Consider the following 20057-nt stretch of genomic DNA (forward strand, 5'->3'; position numbering starts at 1 on the left):
GCCCCCGTTTCGTTCGCGTCCGCCGGTCCGGTGCCATCGGCGTCCGTGCCAGCCTTCGCTTCGGTGAGGTTGCGCTCCTGCGCCCCGGCCTCGTCGCCGGCGGGCTTGCCGTCGCCGGCCGGTGCGTTGGCCGCCACACCGGCGGCCTCGGCCGCCCGTGCGTCGCCAGCCTCGGGCGCGGTGCCGGTGCCGTCCGTCGGGACCTTGGTGCCGGGGGCGTCCGGCACCGCGGTGCCCGCGTCCGGCTGCCGGGTCTCGGCGGTACGCACCTGCGGCGACTTGTCGTCCGGTGCCTTGACGTCCCGCGTGGTGCTGCCACTGGCGTCTGCCGGCTTCGCCGGCCCGGTGGCCTCTGCCGGCTTCGCCGGCCCGGTGGCCTCTGCCGGCTTCGCCGGCCCGGTGGCCTCTGCCGGCTTCGCCGGCCCGGCAACCCCGGCTGCCCCCGTCGGGGCGGACGCCCCGTCGCCACCCTTGACCGGCGCCGCGCTGGCCTCGACGGGCGCCGGCTTGGCGGCCTCCGCCTTCGCCTTCGCCTCGGCGGCAGCCTTGTCGGCCTCGGCCTTGCTGCGGATCGGGGTGTTCGGGTCGAAGCCCGGCACCGAGACGTTGTGCTGCTGGGCCAGCCGCAGCCCGCGCAGGGTGGGCTCGCCCGGCCCGCCGTCGGCGACCGCACCGTCACGCTCGTCGGCGAAACCGGCGAGCTGCACCGCCATCTCCTTGAGCGTGCAGAGCCGGGCACCCCGGGTCGGCATCGGCCGGCCGCCGGCCCGCAGCTCGTCCACCACACCGACAGCGGTGGAGGCGTCCACACCGTCGAAGAAGTCGTAGTTGACGGTCATCACCGGGCCGTAGTCGCACGCCGCCAGGCACTCGGCGTGCTCCAGCGTGATCGTGCCGTCCGCTGTGGTCTCGTCGTGCCCGACGCCGAGGTGCTCGGCGAGGGTGTCGTAGACCTCCTGGCCACCGAGCACGTTGCACATCGTGTTGGTGCAGACGCTGACCAGGAAGTCACCGGTCGGCTTGCGCTTGTACATCGTGTAGAAGGTGGCCACCGCGCCGACCTGGGCCTTGTTCAGGCCCAGCACCTCGGCGCAGAACGCGACCCCGGCCGGGGAGACGTACCCCTCTTCGGCCTGCACCAGGTGCAGCAGCGGCAGCAACGCCGAGCGGGACCGGTCCGCCGGGTAACGGGCGATGATGTCGCGCGCCCGCTCCCGGGTCTCGTCAGTGAAAGTCGTCGTCATCAGAGCCGCCTTCCGTTCGCGACTGCGGGGCTCGCAAGCTCACTCCTCGCACTCACCTGTCACACCCACCCATCACCGGGTCCAACGAGGCGCCGCCGGCGATCACGTCGGCGATCAGACCGCCCTCGGCCATCGCCGGGAGGGCCTGCAGGTTGACGAAGCTCGGCTCCCGGTAGTGCACCCGGTAGGGCCGGGTGCCACCGTCGGAGACCGCGTGGACGCCCAGCTCGCCGCGGGGCGCCTCGATGGCGACGTACACCTGGCCGGGCGGAACCCGGAAGCCCTCGGTCACCAGCTTGAAGTGGTGGATCAGCGACTCCATCGACTGACCCATGATTTTCGCGACGTGCTCCAGCGAGTTGCCCATGCCGTCCACACCGATGGCGAGCTGCGCCGGCCAGGCGATCTTGCGGTCGGCGACCATCACCGGGCCCGGACGGAGCCGGTCCAGCGCCTGCTCGACCAGCTTCATCGACTCCCGGATCTCGGCGAGCCGGACCTGGTAGCGACCCCACACGTCACCGTCGGGGTGGGTCGGCACGTCGAACTCGTACGTCTCGTAGCCGCAGTACGGCATGGTCTTGCGCAGGTCCCAGGCGAGGCCGGCGGAGCGCAGCACCGGGCCGGTGATGCCGAGCGCCACGCAGCCGGTGACGTCCAGCACCGCGACGTTCTTCGTCCGCTCGGTCCAGATCGGCTGGCCGGAGAGCAGGTCCTCGTACTCCTTGAGCTTCTTCGGCATCATCTTGAGGAACTCGCGGATCTTGACGATCGCGTCGTCCGGCACGTCCTGAGCCACACCGCCCGGCCGCACGTACGCGTGGTTCATCCGCAGGCCGGTGATGGTCTCGAAGATGTCGAGGATGTACTCCCGCTCACGGAAGCCGTACAGCATGATCGAGATCGCGCCCAGCTCCATGCCGGTGGTGGCCAGCCAGACCAGGTGCGACGAGATCCGGTTGAGCTCCATCATCAGCACGCGGATGGTGGTGGCCCGCTCGGTGATGTCGTCGGTGATGCCGAGCAGCTTCTCGACCGCGAGGGCGTACGCCGTCTCGTTGAAGATCGGGGCGAGGTAGTCCATCCGGGTCACGAACGTCGAACCCTGGACCCAGTTGCGGTATTCGAGGTTCTTCTCGATGCCGGTGTGCAGGTAGCCGATGACCGAGCGGGCCTCGCGGACCGTCTCGCCCTCCAACTCCAGGATCAGCCGCAGCACCCCGTGCGTGGACGGGTGCTGCGGACCCATGTTGACAACGATCCGCTCGTCGTTGATCGGGTCGGTGCCCGAGACGATCGTGTCCCAGTCCCCACCGGTGACGGTGAAGACCCGACCCTCGTCGGTCTCGCGCTCGCTCGCGTAGTTCGACGTCGTCACTGGTACGACCTCCGCTCGTTCGGCGGCTGGATCTCCGCGCCCTTGTACTCGACGGGCACACCGCCGAGCGGGTAGTCCTTGCGCTGCGGGTGGCCCTCCCAGTCGTCCGGCATGAGGATCCGGGTCAGGTTGGGGTGGCCGTCGAAGACGATGCCGAACATGTCGTACGCCTCGCGCTCCTGCCAGTCCGCCGTCGGGTAGATGGCGGTGACGCTGGGCAGGTGCGGGGCCTCGACGGAGACAGCGGCTTCCAGCCGGACCCGCCGCCGGTACGTCATCGAGGTGAGCAGGTAGACCACGTGCAGCCGGCGTTCGTCGGCGCCCAGGTAGTCCGCACCGGACACCGAGGAGCACAGCTCGAACCGGAGCGCCAGGTCGTCCCGCATCACCTGGCACACCTCGGCGATCCGCTCCGGGCGTACGTGCAGGGTCAGCTCACCCCGGTCGACCACTACCTTCTCGATCGCGTCGTTGAAGGCCGGGTACGCCTCCTCCAGCGCGTCGCGGACCTCGTCGAAGTAGCCCCCGTACGGCCGGGACGCCTCCTCGATGGGCTGGCGCTGGCGGACCAGGCCGCCGTAGCCGGACACGTCGCCGGTGCCCTGGTTGCCGAACATCCCGCGACCGGCCGGACTGGCCGGCGGGAACTCGGCGGGGGCGCCACTGGTGGCGCCGGCCGGCACCACAGGCAGCGGTACGCCGCCGTCGTTTGGCTTGTCCGTGGGTGACGTCATTTCGGGCCTGCCTGCGGGTGGAGGTGGTTCTGAGCGTTCATCCAGTTCTCGATGCGCAGTTGCTCCTCGCGGCCCTCGCGGACCGCCCGGGTCCACTCGGCGCGCCGGGCCTTGTCGCTGCGGTACGAGGAGGGCATCGAGCCGTAGGGCACGATCGGAACGTCACCGCGCTCCTGGCGGGCCGCCAGCATCTTGCGGCCGTTCGGGCCCAGCGGCTCATACATGATCTTCTCGCGGAGCTTGAGGATCGCGTCGATGAGCATCTCCGGCCGGGGCGGGCAGCCGGGCAGGTACATGTCGACAGGCACCACGTGGTCGACGCCCTGCACGATGGCGTAGTTGTTGAACATGCCGCCGCTGCTGGCGCAGACGCCCATGGAGAGCACCCAGCGCGGCTCGGCCATCTGGTCGTAGATCTGGCGCAGCACCGGGGCCATCTTCTGACTCACCCGGCCGGCCACGATCATCAGGTCGGCCTGCCGGGGCGACGCCCGGAAGACCTCCATGCCCCAGCGGCCCATGTCGTAGTGCGGACCACCGGCGGCCATCATCTCGATGGCGCAGCAGGCCAGGCCGAAGGTGGCGCCCCACACGGACGACTTCCGAGACCAGTTGACCAGCTTCTCCACCGAGGTGAGCAGGACGCCGGCGGGAAGCTTCTCCTCGATGCCCATCTGACGTTCCTTCCTCAGTCCCAGTCCAGGCCGCCGCGCCGCCACACGTAGGCGTACGCAACGAAGACCGCGACGATGAACAGGACCATCTCCACGAAGCCGAAGATCGGCAGAGCGTCGAACGAGACCGCCCAGGGGTAGAGGAAGATGATCTCGATGTCGAAGACGATGAAGAGCATCGCCGTCAGGTAGAACTTGATCGGGAACCGCCCGCCGCCGACCGGCTGCGGGCTGGGCTCGATGCCGCACTCGTAAGCCTCGAGTTTGGCCTTGTTGTAGCGACGGGGACCGGCGAAGCGGGCGGCGCCAACGGAAAACAGCGAGAACGCCGCGGCGAGGGCGAACAGCCCGATGATCGGTGCGTAAGGCGAGAGCGACATCGTTTTCTCCTGCTCGTCCTTCCCTGCCCTCGGTGCTTGACGAAAATCACACTATTCACGTCCCTCGCAGTGGCAGTCGGCGGGGGTCGATCTTTGTCGGCATCGGCGCCGTGACCAGCGCCGATGCCGTCCTACTTATACGGCTGGGGCGGCCTTCGTCATCGCGTTGATGACCCGATCCATCGCGTCCCCGCCGCGCGGGTCGGTCAGGTTGGCCAACAGCTTGAGCACGAAACGCATCAGCGTCGGGTGCGGCATGCCGTGTTTGGTGGCGATCCGCATGATCTCGGGGCGGCCGATCAGTTTCACGAAGATCCCGCCCAGCCGGTAGTAGCCGCCGAGCCGGGCCTTCAGCTCGTTCGGGTACGCCAGCAGTGCGCGCTCGCGTTCCGGGCCGGCAGGGCGGGCGAGGGCCTGGACCATGGCCTCGGCGGCCAGTTCGCCGGACTCCATCGCGTACGCGATGCCCTCACCGTTGAACGGGTTGACCATGCCGCCCGAGTCGCCGACAAGCAGCACGCCCCGGGTGTAGTGGGGCACCCGGTTGAAGCCCATCGGCAGCGCGGCACCGAGGATCGGGCCGTCGGCGTTGGTCTCGTCGGTCATCCCCCAGTCTTCCGGGGTGTTGGCGAGCCAGTCGGTGAGCAGCCGGCGGTAGTTGGTCTTGCCGAACGCCGAGGACGAGTTGAGCACGCCGAGCCCGACGTTGACCCGCCCGTCACCGAGGCCGAAGATCCAGCCGTACCCGGGTAGCAGGTTGTCGCCGCTGTCCTTGCTGCGCAGCTCCAGCCAGGACTCCAGGTAGTTGTCCTCGTGCTTGGCCGGCGAGCGGTAGTAGCGGCGCACAGCGACGCCGATCGGCCGGTCCTCCCGCTTGGCCAGCCCGAGCGCGAGCGGGAACCGGCCGGAGACGCCGTCCGCCGCGACGACCAGCGGGGCGTGGAAGGTGGTGGGCTCCTTGCCCGGCCCGACCTCCGCCTCGACGCCGGTGACGCGGCCATCGCCGTCGAGCACCGGGCCCAGCACGTTGACGCTGGTCCGCAGTTTCGCGCCGGCGGCCACCGCCCGCTGGGCGAGCAGGTCGTCGAAGTCCAGGCGCGTGCGCACCAGACCGTAGTTGGGGAAGCTGGCCAGCTCCGGCCAGTCCAGTTCGAGGCGCACCCCGCCGCCGATGACCCGCAGGCCGCGATTGTGCAGCCAGCCCGCCTCGGGCGAGGTGTCCACACCCATCCGGATGAGCTGACGGACGGCGCGCGGGGTCAACCCGTCGCCGCAGACCTTCTCCCGGGGGAACTCGGTCTTCTCCAACAACAGCACCCGTACGCCGTGCCGGGCCAGGTGGTACGCAGTAGCTGATCCACCGGGACCGGCGCCCACGACAATGACGTCGGCGTCATGTTCCACCGCGGTCATTCGCGCCTCCTCCCGCACGCTCGTGAAATGCTTCACAAGCCAGACGGGACGAGTGTATGACCGGCGTCATACCAGCGCAGGATCAGGGGTACCTAACTCGCCGATGTGACAGCTCATGACCGTCCACAGCGGTCAGGTGTCAGGCCGGGCTGGAGGCGTCCAGGCCCGCATCGACCCGAATTGTCTCCGGCAGATGCTCGCGGAGCGCCCCACCCGCCGCCCGGTCCAGTGCCGCCAACACCTCGGCGACCACCTGCCGGACCTCCACCGGATCGGCCCCGGCCAACTCGCGCAACTGGGAGATGAGTTCGGCCGCGTCGTCGTCGGTGGCGGCCACCGGGTCCGCCGGGTCTGCTCCGGTCATGCGATCGAGCGTACCGGGCAAAGTGGACTAAAGACCGACATTTACGGAACCTGAATAATGTCCATACCGGTCGGTGCGGTCCGTCCGCTACTCGCGGATCCCCCGGTGCAGGGCCACCACGCCACCGGTCAGGTTGCGCCACGCCACGCGCCCCCACCCGGCAGCGGCCACCCGGCCGGCCAGCGCGGACTGCGCCGGCCAGGCCCGGACCGACTCGGCGAGATAGACGTACGCCTCAGGGTTGCTCGACACCGTGCGGGCCACCGCCGGCAGCGACCGCATCAGGTACGACAGGTACACCGTCCGGAAGACCGGGTTGACCGGGGTGCTGAACTCGCAGACCACCAGCCGGCCGCCCGGCCGGGTCACCCGGGCCAGCTCACGCAGCGCCGCGTCGGTGTCGTTGACGTTGCGCAGCGCGAAGGAGATGGTCACCGCGTCGAAGCTGGCGTCGGCGAACGGCAGCCGCAGCGCGTCTCCGGCCAGCAGCGGCACCTCGGGCCGGGCCCGCTTGCCGGTGTGCAGCATGCCGAGTGACAGGTCGACCCCGACCGCGTACGCCCCGGACTGGGCCAGCTCGCGCGTCGAGACGCCGGTGCCCGCCCCCACGTCCAGCACCCGCTCGCCCGGCCGCAGCCCGAGCGCAGCCCTGGTGGCCCGACGCCAGGAGCGATCCTGACCCAGCGAGATCACCGTGTTGGTCAGGTCGTAACGCTCTGCCACGCCGTCGAACATCGCGGCGACCTCGTGCGGCTGCTTGTCCAGACTGGCGCGCTGGCCCTGCGGGGTACGGCTCACCCCCTCACTCTGCCAGCCGCCCACCAACCGACGTTCGCTGGGTGGGCGGCACGCATCCCGTACGCGAAAGGGCGGGGTGGTCGCCCACCCCGCCCTCGCGTCGTGCCCGCGTCCGTGACACCTCGGTCAGAACGCCTGTCGCCATCGCATCCGTCGCGGTCGCATCCGTCGCGGTCGCATCCGTCGCGGTCGCGCCTCGCCTGAGCGCCGCCGGTCAGGGCACTGGTGTCAGTCGGTCGACTTCTCGTCGGTCGGCGAGACCAGGACCACCTTGCGGCGACGGGTGAGCACCAGCAGCGCCCCACCCACCAGCAGGATGATCACGCCGATGCCACCGATCAGGCCGACCTGCACACCGGTCACCGGCAGGCCGCCGCCGCCCGAGCCACCACCGGCGGAGCCACCACCGGCACCCGGCGAGACGGTAGTGCCCGGCGTCGTCGTACCGCTGGGGATCGGCGTCGGCGTGGCCGTCGCGGTCGGGTTCACCGTCGCGGTCGGCGTGACCGTCGGCGTCTCCGTCGGAGTCGGGGTCGGGGTCGGCGTGACCGTGGGCGTCTTCGTCGGAGTGACAGTCGGCGTCGGCGTCTCCGTCGGGGTCGGGGTGACCGTCGGAGTGACCGTCGGCGTCGGGGTCGGCGTCTCCGTGGGAGTGACCGTCGGCGTCGGCGTCGGCGTCTCCGTCGGGGTCACCGTCGACGTCGGCGTCGGCGTCTCCGTCGGAGTGACAGTCGGGGTCGGCGTCTCCGTCGGAGTGACCGTCGGGGTCGGGGTCGGGGTCGGGGTGACCGTCGGGGTCACCGTCGGCGTCGGGGTCGGCGTCTCCGTCGGAGTGACAGTCGGGGTGGGTGTGGGCGTCGGGTCGACGGCCTGGTCGACGAAGACGTCGAAGATCGCCTGGTTGTCGCCCTCGTCGATCTCGGTGAAGGCCTTCCGCTGGGCGGTGTTGGCCCGCCGCGGTTGCTCCTCGGGCTTGCCGGCTGCCGCGTCCAGGCCGTGCGCCACCAGCTCACCGACCCGCAGCACCGGCTCGGTGACGTTCTTGCCGACGGTCACCCTGATGTCCGCGGTGTAGTAGTCACCGGGCCGGATCACCGCGCCGTCGTCCTGGCAGAGCGCCTGAACGACGCCGAAGGTCTGCGTGGTGCACGTGTCCGGCAGGGTGTCGAAGGTGACGCCCGCCGGGAGGGTCAGCACGTAGGCGAGGCCGGTGGCCTTGCGGCTGCCGTCGTTGTAGACCGCCCAGTCGACCGGCACCGTCTCGCCCGGCCGCACCGGCCGAAGGTCGGGGTCGTCGCCGTTGACGCCGTTCACCACGACGTTCGCGTTGACGTCCTGCACCCAACTGGTCAGGTCGTACCCGGGCTCGGTGACGGTGATGTCGTGCTGGACCTTGTTGTCGTCCTCGTTGGGGTCCTCGGTGGCCGAGCGGATGGTGACCACCAGAGTGCCGGCGGCGCCCCTACCACCGCTGGAGAAGATCGGGATACCGAAGTCCTCGCTGGTGCCGGCGGCCAGGTCGCCGAGGCGGCAGGTGAACTTCTTGCCGTTCACCCGGCAGCCGTCGGGCACCACGACCCGGACCTTGTTCGTCTTCAGCTTGCTGGTGTCCACCGTGTAACTGACGCCCTTGGCGTCTTCCTTGCTCCGGGTGTTGTCGACGGAGAACTTGAACGGCTTGCTCTTGGCTTCCGTCACACCCTTGGCCAGGTTGTAGCTGAGCGGCACCAGGGCCAGATCGGCCTCCTCGGCCGCCAGCACCGGAGCGGCCACTGCGGCGATGCCGCCGGCCGCGAGCAGCGCCACGACACTGGCGCGCACCAGCGTCGAGCGGTGGAACGCTGTCATCAGTCCCCCGGGGGTAGGGAAGAAAGAATGGTTGCGGAACGAGCGGACGTTATCGGAGGCCGATCTTCCACGCCAGCAGGCGGAGCCGTTTTCAACCGTCCGGTCCGAGCTGCGCAGACAGTACGGGCGGGATGGTCACCCATCCCGCCCGTACTGCCGTGCGTTATATGAACGACCCGCAGCGGGCCGATGGAGGACAGCCTCGTCCGTCGACGGTGGTGACGGATATGAGCCGGGACGCTAGCCGCCGACGATCAACTCCACCAGCCCCGCACCGGAGAGGCTGACGCTGCGGCGGCGGGGACCACCCGTACCGCCGGGGTGATCCGGCGGGAGCATGAGCGTCGATCAGCCGAACGGCCGGGTGCCGACAGTCAGCTGACGTCCACCAGGGGCAGGGACTTCCCCGCCCCGCCGCCGGGCAGCGCGATCGAGGAGAAGTGCGAGACCACCCGCTCGTCGGTCGGGTCGTCGGCCGGCGTGTGGTGCACGGCGAGCCGGTGGTAGAGGGTGTCGCGCTGGGCCGGGATCCGGTCCGCGGAGCGGATCATGCCGATCAGCTCGTGCAGGTTGGAGCGGTGCCGGGCACCGGCGGAGGAGATGACGTTCTCCTCCAGCATGATCGAGCCGAGGTCGTCCACGCCCATGTGCAGCGAGAGCTGCCCGACGTCCTTGCCGGTGGTCAACCAGGACGCCTGCAGGTGTGGCACGGTCTCGAAGAAGAGCCGGGCCACCGCGACCAGGCGCAGGTATTCCAGCGTGGTCGCCTGGGTGCGGCCCTTGAGGTGGTTGTTCTCCGGCTGGTACGTCCACGGAATGAACGACCGGAAGCCGCGGGTGCGGTCCTGCACGTCACGGATCATGCGCAGGTGCTCGATCCGCTCGGCGTGCGTCTCGCCGGTGCCCATCATCATGGTGGCGGTCGACTCGATGCCCTGCCGGTGGGCCAGCTCCATGACCTCCAGCCAGCGCTCGCCCGACTCCTTGAGGGGGGCGATGGCCTTGCGGGGCCGCTCGGGCAGCATCTCCGCGCCGGCACCGGCGATCGAGTCCAGGCCGGCGGTCTTGATCCGGGCGATGGCCTCGTCCAGGCTCACCCCGGAGACCTTGGCCATGTGCAGGATCTCGCTGGGGCCGATCGAGTGGATGACCAGCTGCGGGTACGCCTGCTTGACCGAGGAGAACAGCTCCTCGTAGTACTCCACGCCGTAGTCCGGGTGGTGCCCGCCCTGGAGCATCACCTGGGTGGCGCCCAGCTCGACCGCCTCGCCGCAGCGGCGAAGGATCTCCTCGGTCGGGTGGGTCCACCCTTCCTTGTGCTTGGGCGCCCGGTAGAACGCGCAGAACTTGCACGCCGTCACGCAGACGTTCGTGTAGTTGATGTTGCGGTCGATCAGGTAGGTGACGACGTTGTCCGGGTAGCGTCGCCGACGCACCGCGTCCGCCGCCTCGCCCAACGCGTGGAAGGGCGCCTCGGTGTAGAGCAGCAGCGCCTCCTCGGGCGTGATCCGCCCGCCGTCCGCGCCGCGCTGCAGGATGTCGTCGATCTCCCGGCTCACCGTCACACCCCGAGCCTACGCCGGTCACCCGCCTTGGCCCTGAGGGGTGCTTAAGGCTGTGATTCGCTCCGCACAGGGCTGGATCGCGCTGGAGGCAGCACCGAAACGGGGCCACCCCCACACCCCTCCGCGATCTTGCATTTACTGTCGCGACACACGGGGCATTCCGTGCATATCGGCGACCGAAACTGCAAGATCGCGGAAAGGCAGTGGCGTTCGGGGTCGTCATGCGTCGTAGTCGACGGTGAGCTTGTCGGTGGTCGGGCTGGACTGGCAGGTCAGCACGTAGCCGGCCGCCAGTTCGTCGGGCTCCAGCGCGTAGTTGCGGGCCATCGTGACCTCGCCGTCGACGACCTTCGCCTTGCAGGTCGAGCAGACGCCACCCTTGCAGGCGTACGGCAGCTCACCCCGCACCTTCAGCGCGGCGTCCAACACCCGTTCCTCGCGACCCATGGTGAAGCTCGACGACCGGCCGTCCAGCACGATGGTCACCTCGGCCCCGGCGCCCACCTGATCGACGGGTCGGCGCACCGGCTCCGGTGGCGTGTCGACGTGGAACAGCTCGGTACGCACCGCCGACTCGGGCAGCCCGCGTCCGGTCAGCACGTCCCGGACGTCGACCACCATGCCGTACGGGCCGCACAGGAACCACTCCTCGATCAGGTCGCCCGGCACGATGGTGCCCAGCAACCGGCCCAGCCGCTCGGCGTCGATCCGACCGGAGAGCAGCGGCGACTCGCCCTGTTCCCGGGAGAGGACGTGCACCAGGTGCAGCCGGGTGGGGTAACGGTCCTTCAGGTCGGCCAACTCCTCGGCGAACATCACGGTGTTCGCCGTGCGGTTGCCGTACACCACTGTGAAGGTGCTGGCCGGCTCGACGGCCAGGGCGGTCGCGACCAGCCCGAGCACCGGGGTGATGCCGGAGCCGGCGACGACCGCGCCGTAGTGCCGCGCGCGGTCCGGCGCGAACGCCGTGGTGAAGGTGCCCAGCGGCGGCAGCACCTCGACGGTGTCGCCACCGCGCAGCGCCCCGCAGGCGAACGCCGAGAAGGCGCCGCCGGGGATCTCCCGTACCCCGATCCGCAACCGGCCGTGCCGGGCCAGGTCGTCGGGGGTGGAGCAGATCGAGTACGACCGGCGCACGTCAGTGCCGTCCTCCGCGGCTCGCCGCACTGTGAGGTGCTGGCCGGCGCGGAACGCGAAGGTTTCCCGCAGTTCCTCGGGTACGGCGAAGGTCACCGCCACGGAGTCCTCGGTGAGCCGGTCGACGGCGGCGACGGACAACGGGTGGAAGACCGGCCGGCGGCGAACCGGGCGGGTGATGGTGACAGTCACAGCGCCTTCAGGTGGTCGAAGGGTTCGGAGCAGGAACGGCACCGCCACAACGCCTTGCACGCTGTGGAACCGAACCGGCTGACCTGCTCGGTCTCCGGTGAACCGCACTGCGGGCAGCGGACCGCGAGCGTCAGCGAGACGACGCCGGCGGTGCGCACCGGGGCCGGCGGGGCGATCCCGGCGGCGGCGAGCTTGGCCCGCCCACGCTCGGAGATCCAGTCGGTGCTCCATGGTGGGCTGTAGACGGTCTGGACCTGCGCGTCCGGGTGGCCGGCGACGGCGAGCGCGCGGCGGATGTCGGCCCGGATCACGTCCATCGCCGGGCAGCCGGTGTAGGTCGGGGTGATGGTGACGGTGACCCGACCACTGGCCGGGTCCTCCTCGACCGCCCGCAGGATGCCCAGCTCGTCGATGGTGATGACCCGGATCTCCGGGTCCACGACGCTCGCGGCGGCCTCCCGTGCGCTCGCCGTGGCGGCGCGGTTCGCGATTGCGGGGCTCGCGCTCATCGCGCTCACCACGTCGCTCCTGGGTGGGCGCGGTGCAGCACCTGCATCTCGGCGAGCAGGTAGGCCAGGTGCTCGGTGTGCACACCGGCCCGCCCACCGGCGGGGGCCCAGGCGCTGTCCGGCTGGGTGAGCGTCGCCTCGGCCAGCACCGGGCCGACGACCTCGTCGAACGCCGGCCGCACTGTGGCCGGGTCGACCGGCGCCGCCGGGTCCGCGGCGAACAACTCGTGGGTGTACGGCCACACCTGGTCGACGGCCGCCTGCATCCGACGATGCGACTCCTCGGTGCCGTCACCGAGCCGCTTCACCCACAGCGCGCCGTGGTCCAGGTGGTACGCCGACTCCTTGCGCGCCTTCGCGCCGATCGCGGCCAACCGCTCGTCCGCGCAGCCGGCCAGCGCCGTGTACAACGGCAGTTGGTACGCCGCCAGGAAGAACAGCTTCGCCATCGTCACCGCGAAGTCGTCGTTGGGCAGCTCGACCAGTAGCGCGTTGCGGAACTCGCGGTCGTCGCGCAGGTACGCCAGCGCGTCCTCGTCGCGGCCGGCGCCCTCCAGCTCGCCCGCGTACGACAGCAGCAGCCGCGCCGCGCCGAGCTGGTCGAGGGCGATGTTGGCCAGCGCGATGTCCTCTTCCATCTCCGGCGCGCGGGTGGTCCACTCGGCCAGCCGCTGGGCCGCGATCAGCGCGTCGTCAGCGAGCGCGAGGGTGAAGTCGAAGGGCCCGTTCACGCCGTCACCTCGCTGCGCTGGCTGGTTCGCTCGCTCCGCTCGCTCCGCGCAACCACCACGCTTCGCTCGGCGGCGGCGCTGCTTAGCTGGCTGGTTCGCTCGCTCCGCTCGCTCACAGGTGGGCCACCCCGTCCGGCACCTCGTAGAAGGTGGGATGGCGGTAGACCTTGTCGGCGGCCGGGTCGAAGAAGGAGTCCTTCTCGTCCGGGCTGGACGCGGTGATCGCGCCGGCCGGCACCACCCAGATCGACACGCCCTCCTGGCGGCGGGTGTAGAGGTCGCGGGCGTTGCGCAGGGCAAGCTCGGCGTCGGGGGCGTGCAGGCTGCCGACGTGCGTGTGCGACAGCCCGCGCCGGGCCCGCACGAAGACCTCCCACAAAGGCGAATGACTCGTCATGCCAGGTTGTTCGGCTTGCTCGCGACGCTCGCTCACGCGGCCACCGTCTCCTTCTGTCCCGCCCGCTTCGCGGCGTATGCCGCGGCGGCCTCGCGTACCCAGGTGCCGTCGGCGTGCGCGGCCCGGCGGTGGGCCATCCGCTCCCGGTTGCACGGCCCGTCGCCCGAGATCACCCGCATCAGCTCGTCGTAGTCCGGCTGGGTGTAGTCGTACGCCTGCCGCTCGTCGTTCCAGCGCAGGCCCGCGTCGGGGATGCGCAGCCCGAGGATCTCGGCCTGCTGGACGCACATGTCGACGAAGCGTTGGCGCAGATCGTCGTTCGAGAAGCGCTTGATCTTCCAGGCCATCGACTGGGCGGAGTGCGTGGAGTCGCCGTCCGGCGGGCCGAACATGGCCAGCGACGGGTACCACCAACGGTCCACCGCGTCCTGGGCCATCGCCTGCTGCCCGGGGGTGCCGTGCGCCAGGGTGTGCAGGATCTCGTAGCCCTGCCGCTGGTGGAACGACTCCTCCTTGCAGACCCGGATCATCGCGCGGGCGTACGGGCCGTACGAGCAGCGGCAGAGCGGGACCTGGTTGACGATCGCCGCGCCGTCCACCAACCACCCGACGGCACCCACGTCGGCCCAGCTCAGAGTCGGGTAGTTGAAGATCGAGCTGTACTTCTGGCGGCCGTCGAGCAGCAGTTGGACCAGCTCGTCGCGGCTGATGCCGAGGGTTTCGGCGGCGGCGTAGAGGTAGAGGCCGTGACCCGCCTCGTCCTGCACCTTGGCCAGCAGGATCGCCTTGCGCTTGAGCGACGGCGCCCGACTGATCCAGTTGCCCTCCGGCTGCATGCCGATGATCTCGGAGTGGGCGTGCTGGGCGATCTGCCGGATCAGCGTCCGCCGGTACGCGTCGGGCATCCAGTCGCGGGGCTCGATCTTCTGTTCGGCGTCGACGACCTCGGCGAAGTACGCCGCCAGGTCCTCGTCCGGCGCGGGCCCGCCGCGCCGTCCGCGCGCCGCCGCTGCCCGCAGTTCGGCCTCGGCGGCCTCGACCTCGCCCAGCAGGCCGCCGGGCGCCTCGTCGGTGGCGCCGTCAGGAGCGGAGAAGTCGTTGCCATACATGAGGCTAAGTGTTACAGCTTGCGCCACGTTGCACCAGGGGGTGTAACAGGAATCCGCGCATCCCATCTGTGAGCGGATGAGCGCTTTGCGCTACTTGGACACCGCCGTCTCGCCGTGACCTAGGCCACGAAACAAAGGTGAATCCCTGCAAAAACCTCATACCGGCCCCAGATCCCGCCTTTATCGCAGGTTGCCTAGTGTCGAACCCTGGCGGTCTGCCGGTCCGGCCGTAGACTTCTGCCGGACAACCGATCGGCTGCCGACATCGACATCTCCACAGAGGCCACCTCCCCCGGCCTCGGCGATCGCACCCGATTCGTCCCGACGACAAGCCGGTCCCCCCGGCCCTGACACCTGGAGTTCACCCACTCATGCGATCTCGCGTGACCCTGGTGCTCGCCATCACGGCGGTCGTGCTCGGCGGCGTCCTACTGGTCCCCACCGCGTACGCCCGGCTCGCCAGCGACGACAGCGGCGGAGGTGGCGGAGGTACGTCGAGCGTCGCCGCGCCCGCGCCCACCCCACCACCGCCGCCCACCCTGGCCGCCGGCCCGGTGTCGGTGAGCTTCAAGGGTCAGTTCTTCTCGTGGGCTCTGCTGGACCGGAAGACGGGCAAGATCTCCGGGTCGCCGAACATGACGGCGACCAGCTCCACCGAGTCGATGATCAAGGCGTGGATCGTCTCCGACTACCTGCGGCAGCTCGGCGACAAGGAGCCGCCCGCAGCGATGAAGGAGCTGGCTCGACTCGCCATCGTCGACAGCAACGACGGAGCGGCCAACAAGGTCCACGCCGCCGCGGGCGGCTCCTACAAGCCCTCGTCGAGCAGCGTCCCCGACGCGGTGATCCAACGAGCGATCAAGATCTGCGGGCTGACCGACACCAAGCGTGGCAACGTCAAGCCGTACACCGGCTACTGGAGCTTCACGCGGATGTCCCCCCGTGACGCGGCCCGGGTCGGCGACTGCATCGCCGACGGTAAGGCCGCCGGCCAGAAATGGACCAAGTGGGTGTTGGACCAGATGAGCAAGGTCAAGGGCACCACGGCGGCCAAGGACCAGCGGGCCTCGTCCGGTGGTGGCCGCTGGGGGATCATCGACGGTCTACCCAAGTCGATCACCGCTCAGGGGCCGGTCAGCATCAAGAACGGCTGGACCCCCATCTACGGCGACGGCAACTGGCACGTCAACTGCCTCGCCGTCACCAGCAAGTGGAGTCTCGCGGTGATGCTGCGCTACCCGATCAGGACCGGTCTGGACTACGGCGCGAAGGTCTGCGCCAGCGTGGCCACCCAACTGGTCACCCCGCAGCCCGGCGCCGCGCTCAAGGTGCCGCAGCAGCCGGTCGGAAAGCTCTGATGGCAGGCAACCGTCGGGTCGACCGGCGCAACGGCGGCGAGGCCTCCCCGATCCGGCTGATCGCCATCGCGGTCATCCTGATCGGGCTGGTGCTGGTGTCGCTGCGGCTGCTGCCCGGGTCGCCGTTCGAGTCGTCCGCCGCGGCCAAGTGGGGCGATTCCGGTTCCGGCACGAGCGACCGACCCACCGGCGCCGGCACCGATCGCAGCGCCCGCAAGCCGTCCTCGCCGACGCCGAGCCCCAGTCCGTCGCTGGAGCCGCTGCCCTTCGTGGCCAAGGACCTCAATCTGAACATCGAGGGCTGGTACTCCTGGAGCGTCCTCGACCGCCGGACCGGAAAGATCATCGGTTCGAAGAACATGGGCGAGACCAGCACGACCGCCTCGCTGATCAAGGCCTGGATCGTCGCCGACTACCTGCGGCGCGCGGCCGACGCCGGCCAGACCCCGAGCGACGCCAAGCTCGCCGACGCGACACGGATCATCCGGGACAGCGACAACACCCGTGCCGAACAGTTCTACAACCAGGTCGACCGGGACGCCTCGATCAAGCGGCTCATCTCCATGTGCAAACTGACCGACAGCAGCGTCGCCCCCGACAAGGGTTGGAGCCGGACGGCGCTCTCCCCCCGGGACACCGCCCGGATGGGCAACTGCATCGCCACCGGCACCGCCGCCGGGCCGAAGTGGACCAAGTGGCTGCTCAACGAGATGAAACTGGTTCGCGGTGCCGGCGACTTCGGTATCCGCAAGGCCTTCCCGGCGTCCGAGCAGAAGAAGATCGCCATCAAGAACGGGTGGATCGATCGGACCAGGGAGCAGGAGATGCACATCAACTGCCTGGCCATCGGTGACACCTGGACGATGGGTGTGATGGTCAAGTACCCGATCAACATGGGCTACGACTACGGCATGAAGAACTGCGAGAAGATCACCGAGGCACTACTTCGCCCCGGCACCTGAGCCCCTCGGGCTGACGCCTAGGCATGCGCCAGCCCGGCCGGCGCTTTGCCGGCCCGGCCGGCAGCGGTCAGCCGGCGAAGAACTCCGGGCCGCCGTCCGGCAGCGCCGGGGCCTCGCCGATGGCGGCGGCCCGTCGGGCCCACTCGCGCAGCCCGGCGACCTGCCGCTCGCCGAGGGAGAAGTCGAGGGTCCGGAAGTACGTGGCAAGCGTCTCCGCGTCGAAGGTCTCCCAGCGGGCAGCCGCCTCGGCGACCTGGTCCAACTCCGCCAGGCAGAGATCGCGCGAGCGCAGGAATGCCTCGTGCACCTCCTTCACCAGGCCCGGGTGGGCGGCGGCGAAGTCGCGGCGGACCGCCCAGACGGCGAAGACCATCGGCAGCCCGGTCCACTCCCGCCACGCCTGCCCGAGGTCGGTGACGGTGAGGCCCTTCCGCGGCGCCTCGTAGTACGCCCGCAGCGCCACGTCCCCGATCAGCACGGCGGCGTCGGCCTCCAGCAGCATCTGGGTCAGGTCCGGCGGGCAGCGGAAGTACTCGGGCCGCACGTTGTACTGCTCGGCCAGCAGCAGCTGAGCCAGCATGACCCCGGTCCGCGAGGTCGAGCCGAGCGCCACCCGGGCGCCGTCCAGCTCGGCGAGCGGCCGGGTGGAGACCATGTTGACCGAGAGCACCGGCCCGTCGCTGCCCACCGCCAGGTCCGGCAGGAGCAGCAGCTCGTCGGCGTGCTTCAGATACTCCAACAGGGTGATCGGGCCGATGTCGAGGTCGCCGGCGACCAGCGCCGCGCTCAACCGGTCCGGCGAGTCCTTGTGCAGGTCCACGTCGAGCAGGGCACCGGAGCGCATCAGACCCCAGTAGATCGGCAGGCAGTTCAGGAACTGGATGTGCCCGACCCGCGGGCGTGCGATGCGCTCAGCCATGGCCCGACCGTATCCCCGGCCGCTGGCTCCGGCTCGGCGGGCCGGCCCGGAGTGGCCAACCCCGCACTTGACCGGGCTGCTCGCCGGCTGGCCTAACTGCCTGCGTGCGCGGCTGCCTGCCGGTCGGCTACCGGTAGGTCGGTCAGCGACGACCGTCGTACCGCCCGGGTCACGACCGGCACGAACGCCAGCACCACCAGCAGCCCCACCACACCGGCGCCGGCGATCAGCGGCCGAGGCGGAACGACCGCGAGCAACGCCCCGCCGACCAGGAAGCCCACCATCGAACCACCCTGCACCGCCGCGCCGTAGGTGGCGTACGCCCGAGCGCGCATCGCCTCCGGCACCCGCCGAGCGGTGAGCAGGTTGGCGAAGACGTTTTCGCCGCCGTTGGCCGCGCCCCCCACCAGCCAGAGCGGCACCAGCACAACCGCCGCCGGCACCGTCGCCGCGAGCAACACCATCAGGCTGCACACGGCCAGAGTCGCCAGCACCCCCCGTACCAACGCACCGTCGTCGTCGAGCCGCCTGGCGAGTCGTACGGCAAGCCAGCTCCCCGGCAGCATGCCGGCCATCCATGCGGCACTGACCAGGCCGTATGTGGTCGCCGAATCCCCCAGCGTCTCCCGGATGAAGAAGACCTCGATCACGTTGATACCGCCGATCGCCGCGATCACGACGGCGGTGGTCACCACCATGACGAGCATCAGCGGGTCACGACGCAGCCGCCAGCCGATCTCCGTACCCCCGGGGGGTGCCTCGCCGCCCGAGACGGCCTGGCTGCCCGAGACGGCCTCGCTGCTCACGGCTGCCGGGCCGGCAACGGCTGCCTCGCTGCTCACGGCAGCGGCCTCGCTGCCCACGGCGGGCCGGCGGCCGCCGCGGCGGGTCCGCAGCAGCAGGCCCGCGACCACGAGCGCCAGGTAGGTCGCGGCATCGAGAAGCAGCGGTACGCGGGTGCCGAACTGCCCCACCAGCAGGCCGGCCAGTACCGGGCCGCCGAGCGCACCGAGCGAGACGGCGTTCTGACTGATCGCGCTGGCTCGGGGCAGGTCAGCCGGGCGGACCATCGCCGGCAGCAGCGCCGCCAGGCAGGGTTGCGTCACCGCGAGCCCGCAGGCCAACAGGGCGACGAGCCCGACCACCAGGACCGGCTGTTCGACGACGGCGAGGAGCGCGCAGATCGCGGCCTGCCCGAACCCGATTGTCACCAGCAAGGTACGGCTGTCTATCCGGTCGGCGAGTCGGCCCGCGAGGGGGGCGAACACCACCAGAGGCAGCGTGGCGGCCAGCAGCAGCCCCGATACGGCCAGCCCACCTGCGCCAGCGCCCTGTAGGGCCAGCGCCAGCGCGGTCGCGGCGAGGAAGTCACCGCAGATGGTGGTGCCCCGGGCGGCAGCGGCGAGCCAGACATCCGACCAGCGCGATTCGTCAGGTGTGAAGGACATACTTCGAAAATAATGCTTCACAACTGATTCATGCAAGCCTGGCTATGCCAGCGGCACCGTCCGGTACTGCACAGCGACAGTGCGCGCCCCCGGCGGCGGGTCCCCCTGCCTCCGCCGCGGGTGATACGGCCTGAGCAGCGCCAGCACCGCCTCGTTCAACTCGGCCAACTCCTCGGCGGTGAGCAGCAACAGCGTGTCGGTGAACAGGGCCGTCTCGTACCACTCGGCGGGCTCGTCCCCGGCGCGCCGCAACCAGTCCCGGGTCCGCTCCATGGCCCGGACCGCATGCGCCTCCACCAGCGCCTGCTCGGCCGCGCGCGCCTCAGGCCCGGCATCCCGACCCGCCTCGACCAGCACACTCACACTCGGCACGCGCCACAGCCGCTCGCGCGCGTCCCCCCGGCTCGGCGCCTGCTCGACCAGGCCGAACTTCGCCAGCGCCCGAAGGTGGTAACTGGTTGCGCTCGGCGACAACCCGACGATCTCGGCACACTCGGTGGCGGTCCCACCACTCTTGCGACTGTTCAGGTATTCCATGATCGCGATCCGGGCCGGATGGGCCATCGCCCGCATCACCTGGGGGTCGCTGATCGTCATCCGGCGCGAATCGGAGCGGGCCTCGGTCATACACCCATGATCCCGGCAGCCCCGCCAACCTGCCATCACCCCCGCGCCCCGCTCGGACCACCGCGCGTCGGCCACGCCTTTGCCTTCGGCCGCGAGCAGGCGGATTTGACGGCGGGCACGGCTTGGCGGGGTGGCCTGAATAGGCGAGCGTGGCCTGGCGTCGCCGTGGCGTGGCGTGGCGTGAGCACGGCGGGGTGGGGCGGCTTCGCGGCACGGCGGTTCGGCGGCACGGCTTCGCGCCACGGCGGCTCGGCGGCACGGCTTCGCGCC

18 protein-coding genes and 2 pseudogenes are annotated in these 20057 nt (G+C 70.4%); 2 read left to right on the forward strand and 18 right to left on the reverse strand.

Annotated elements, in window-relative coordinates:
- Positions 1-330 precede the first annotated feature (330 nt).
- The 15 genes and pseudogenes from nuoE to paaA all read right to left on the reverse strand — a co-directional run.
- Positions 331-1300: pseudogene (nuoE, locus tag NIE111_RS32255) on the reverse strand (NADH-quinone oxidoreductase subunit NuoE); the annotation flags it as partial.
- Positions 1297-2622, reverse strand: coding sequence for an NADH-quinone oxidoreductase subunit D (locus tag NIE111_RS14050; RefSeq protein ID WP_210785487.1), 1326 nt, complete (start codon positions 2620-2622; stop codon positions 1297-1299). The pseudogene nuoE and the gene NIE111_RS14050, both read right to left, overlap by 4 nt.
- Positions 2619-3356 (reverse strand): NADH-quinone oxidoreductase subunit C, encoded by a 738-nt coding sequence (locus NIE111_RS14055; RefSeq protein WP_112620361.1) that lies wholly within the window; start codon positions 3354-3356, stop codon positions 2619-2621. Before NIE111_RS14055 ends, NIE111_RS14050 begins: the two co-directional genes overlap by 4 nt.
- A complete protein-coding gene (locus NIE111_RS14060) occupies positions 3353-4030 on the reverse strand; it encodes a NuoB/complex I 20 kDa subunit family protein (RefSeq protein ID WP_124821345.1) in 678 nt (225 codons plus the stop codon). The genes NIE111_RS14055 and NIE111_RS14060 overlap by 4 nt, the downstream gene beginning before the upstream one ends.
- A gap of 14 nt (positions 4031-4044) precedes the next feature.
- A complete protein-coding gene (locus tag NIE111_RS14065) occupies positions 4045-4410 on the reverse strand; it encodes an NADH-quinone oxidoreductase subunit A (RefSeq protein WP_007454588.1) in 366 nt (121 codons plus the stop codon).
- Positions 4411-4545: 135 nt separating this feature from the next.
- Complete coding sequence (locus NIE111_RS14070; RefSeq protein WP_238684806.1) at positions 4546-5823, reverse strand: geranylgeranyl reductase family protein; 1278 nt, start codon at positions 5821-5823, stop codon at positions 4546-4548.
- Positions 5824-5962: 139 nt separating this feature from the next.
- Positions 5963-6187: a hypothetical protein gene (locus tag NIE111_RS14075; RefSeq protein WP_091395588.1), complete on the reverse strand. Its 225-nt coding sequence runs from the start codon at positions 6185-6187 to the stop codon at positions 5963-5965.
- Positions 6188-6274: 87 nt separating this feature from the next.
- Positions 6275-6985 carry a demethylmenaquinone methyltransferase gene (locus tag NIE111_RS14080; RefSeq protein WP_196920656.1) on the reverse strand — a complete coding sequence of 237 codons (711 nt, stop codon included), beginning with the start codon at positions 6983-6985 and terminating at the stop codon, positions 6275-6277.
- Positions 6986-7777: 792 nt separating this feature from the next.
- Positions 7778-8833, reverse strand: a pseudogene (locus NIE111_RS14085) (cell wall anchor protein); the annotation flags it as partial.
- A 374-nt stretch (positions 8834-9207) separates the two neighbouring features.
- Positions 9208-10398 carry a cyclic dehypoxanthinyl futalosine synthase gene (mqnC, locus tag NIE111_RS14090; RefSeq protein WP_238684808.1) on the reverse strand — a complete coding sequence of 397 codons (1191 nt, stop codon included), beginning with the start codon at positions 10396-10398 and terminating at the stop codon, positions 9208-9210.
- A gap of 219 nt (positions 10399-10617) precedes the next feature.
- Positions 10618-11727 carry a 1,2-phenylacetyl-CoA epoxidase subunit PaaE gene (paaE, locus tag NIE111_RS14095; RefSeq protein ID WP_238684809.1) on the reverse strand — a complete coding sequence of 370 codons (1110 nt, stop codon included), beginning with the start codon at positions 11725-11727 and terminating at the stop codon, positions 10618-10620.
- Entirely contained in the window at positions 11724-12236 is a 513-nt protein-coding gene (gene paaD / locus NIE111_RS14100) for a 1,2-phenylacetyl-CoA epoxidase subunit PaaD (protein WP_238684810.1), read from the reverse strand. Before paaD ends, paaE begins: the two co-directional genes overlap by 4 nt.
- A gap of 5 nt (positions 12237-12241) precedes the next feature.
- Positions 12242-12967, reverse strand: a complete 726-nt coding sequence (gene paaC / locus NIE111_RS14105) for a 1,2-phenylacetyl-CoA epoxidase subunit PaaC (protein ID WP_238684811.1) — start codon at positions 12965-12967, stop codon at positions 12242-12244.
- Between the two features lie 112 nt (positions 12968-13079).
- Positions 13080-13364, reverse strand: coding sequence for a 1,2-phenylacetyl-CoA epoxidase subunit PaaB (gene paaB, locus NIE111_RS14110; RefSeq protein WP_238679931.1), 285 nt, complete (start codon positions 13362-13364; stop codon positions 13080-13082).
- Between the two features lie 32 nt (positions 13365-13396).
- The gene (gene paaA, locus NIE111_RS14115) at positions 13397-14473 is read right to left on the reverse strand and encodes a 1,2-phenylacetyl-CoA epoxidase subunit PaaA (protein WP_238684812.1); all 1077 of its coding nucleotides are present in this window, start codon (positions 14471-14473) and stop codon (positions 13397-13399) included.
- A gap of 371 nt (positions 14474-14844) precedes the next feature.
- Between paaA and NIE111_RS14120 the strand changes: the two genes are divergently transcribed.
- Positions 14845-15831, forward strand: coding sequence for a serine hydrolase (locus tag NIE111_RS14120; protein ID WP_238684813.1), 987 nt, complete (start codon positions 14845-14847; stop codon positions 15829-15831).
- Positions 15831-16793, forward strand: a complete 963-nt coding sequence (locus tag NIE111_RS14125; RefSeq protein ID WP_238684814.1) for a serine hydrolase — start codon at positions 15831-15833, stop codon at positions 16791-16793. The genes NIE111_RS14120 and NIE111_RS14125 overlap by 1 nt, the downstream gene beginning before the upstream one ends.
- Positions 16794-16860: 67 nt before the next feature.
- Here NIE111_RS14125 and NIE111_RS14130 read toward each other — a convergent pair whose 3' ends face one another.
- The 3 genes from NIE111_RS14130 to NIE111_RS14140 form a co-directional block, all read right to left on the reverse strand.
- Entirely contained in the window at positions 16861-17712 is an 852-nt protein-coding gene (locus tag NIE111_RS14130) for a menaquinone biosynthetic enzyme MqnA/MqnD family protein (RefSeq protein WP_238684815.1), read from the reverse strand.
- Positions 17713-17804: 92 nt separating this feature from the next.
- On the reverse strand, positions 17805-19160 hold the full coding sequence (locus NIE111_RS14135) for an MFS transporter (protein ID WP_238684816.1): 1356 nt from the start codon (positions 19158-19160) through the stop codon (positions 17805-17807).
- Between the two features lie 42 nt (positions 19161-19202).
- Positions 19203-19787, reverse strand: a complete 585-nt coding sequence (locus NIE111_RS14140; RefSeq protein ID WP_238684817.1) for a winged helix-turn-helix domain-containing protein — start codon at positions 19785-19787, stop codon at positions 19203-19205.
- Between the last annotated feature and the right edge of the window lie 270 nt (positions 19788-20057).

The organism is Micromonospora hortensis (assembly GCF_022230935.1).
Lineage (GTDB): Bacteria > Actinomycetota > Actinomycetes > Mycobacteriales > Micromonosporaceae > Micromonospora > Micromonospora hortensis.

What these genes read in the sequence shown, in the direction of transcription:
- NIE111_RS14055 (WP_112620361.1), bottom strand. Translation starts at nt 3,356, where the DNA reads ATGACGTCACCCACGGACAAGCCAAACGACGGCGGCGTACCGCTGCCT.
- NIE111_RS14060 (WP_124821345.1), bottom strand. Translation starts at nt 4,030, where the DNA reads ATGGGCATCGAGGAGAAGCTTCCCGCCGGCGTCCTGCTCACCTCGGTG.
- NIE111_RS14065 (WP_007454588.1), bottom strand. Translation starts at nt 4,410, where the DNA reads ATGTCGCTCTCGCCTTACGCACCGATCATCGGGCTGTTCGCCCTCGCC.
- NIE111_RS14070 (WP_238684806.1), bottom strand. Translation starts at nt 5,823, where the DNA reads ATGACCGCGGTGGAACATGACGCCGACGTCATTGTCGTGGGCGCCGGT.
- NIE111_RS14075 (WP_091395588.1), bottom strand. Translation starts at nt 6,187, where the DNA reads ATGACCGGAGCAGACCCGGCGGACCCGGTGGCCGCCACCGACGACGAC.
- paaD (WP_238684810.1), bottom strand. Translation starts at nt 12,236, where the DNA reads ATGAGCGCGAGCCCCGCAATCGCGAACCGCGCCGCCACGGCGAGCGCA.
- paaB (WP_238679931.1), bottom strand. Translation starts at nt 13,364, where the DNA reads ATGACGAGTCATTCGCCTTTGTGGGAGGTCTTCGTGCGGGCCCGGCGC.
- paaA (WP_238684812.1), bottom strand. Translation starts at nt 14,473, where the DNA reads ATGTATGGCAACGACTTCTCCGCTCCTGACGGCGCCACCGACGAGGCG.
- NIE111_RS14120 (WP_238684813.1), top strand. Translation starts at nt 14,845, where the DNA reads ATGCGATCTCGCGTGACCCTGGTGCTCGCCATCACGGCGGTCGTGCTC.
- NIE111_RS14125 (WP_238684814.1), top strand. Translation starts at nt 15,831, where the DNA reads ATGGCAGGCAACCGTCGGGTCGACCGGCGCAACGGCGGCGAGGCCTCC.
- NIE111_RS14130 (WP_238684815.1), bottom strand. Translation starts at nt 17,712, where the DNA reads ATGGCTGAGCGCATCGCACGCCCGCGGGTCGGGCACATCCAGTTCCTG.
- NIE111_RS14135 (WP_238684816.1), bottom strand. Translation starts at nt 19,160, where the DNA reads ATGTCCTTCACACCTGACGAATCGCGCTGGTCGGATGTCTGGCTCGCC.
- NIE111_RS14140 (WP_238684817.1), bottom strand. Translation starts at nt 19,787, where the DNA reads ATGACCGAGGCCCGCTCCGATTCGCGCCGGATGACGATCAGCGACCCC.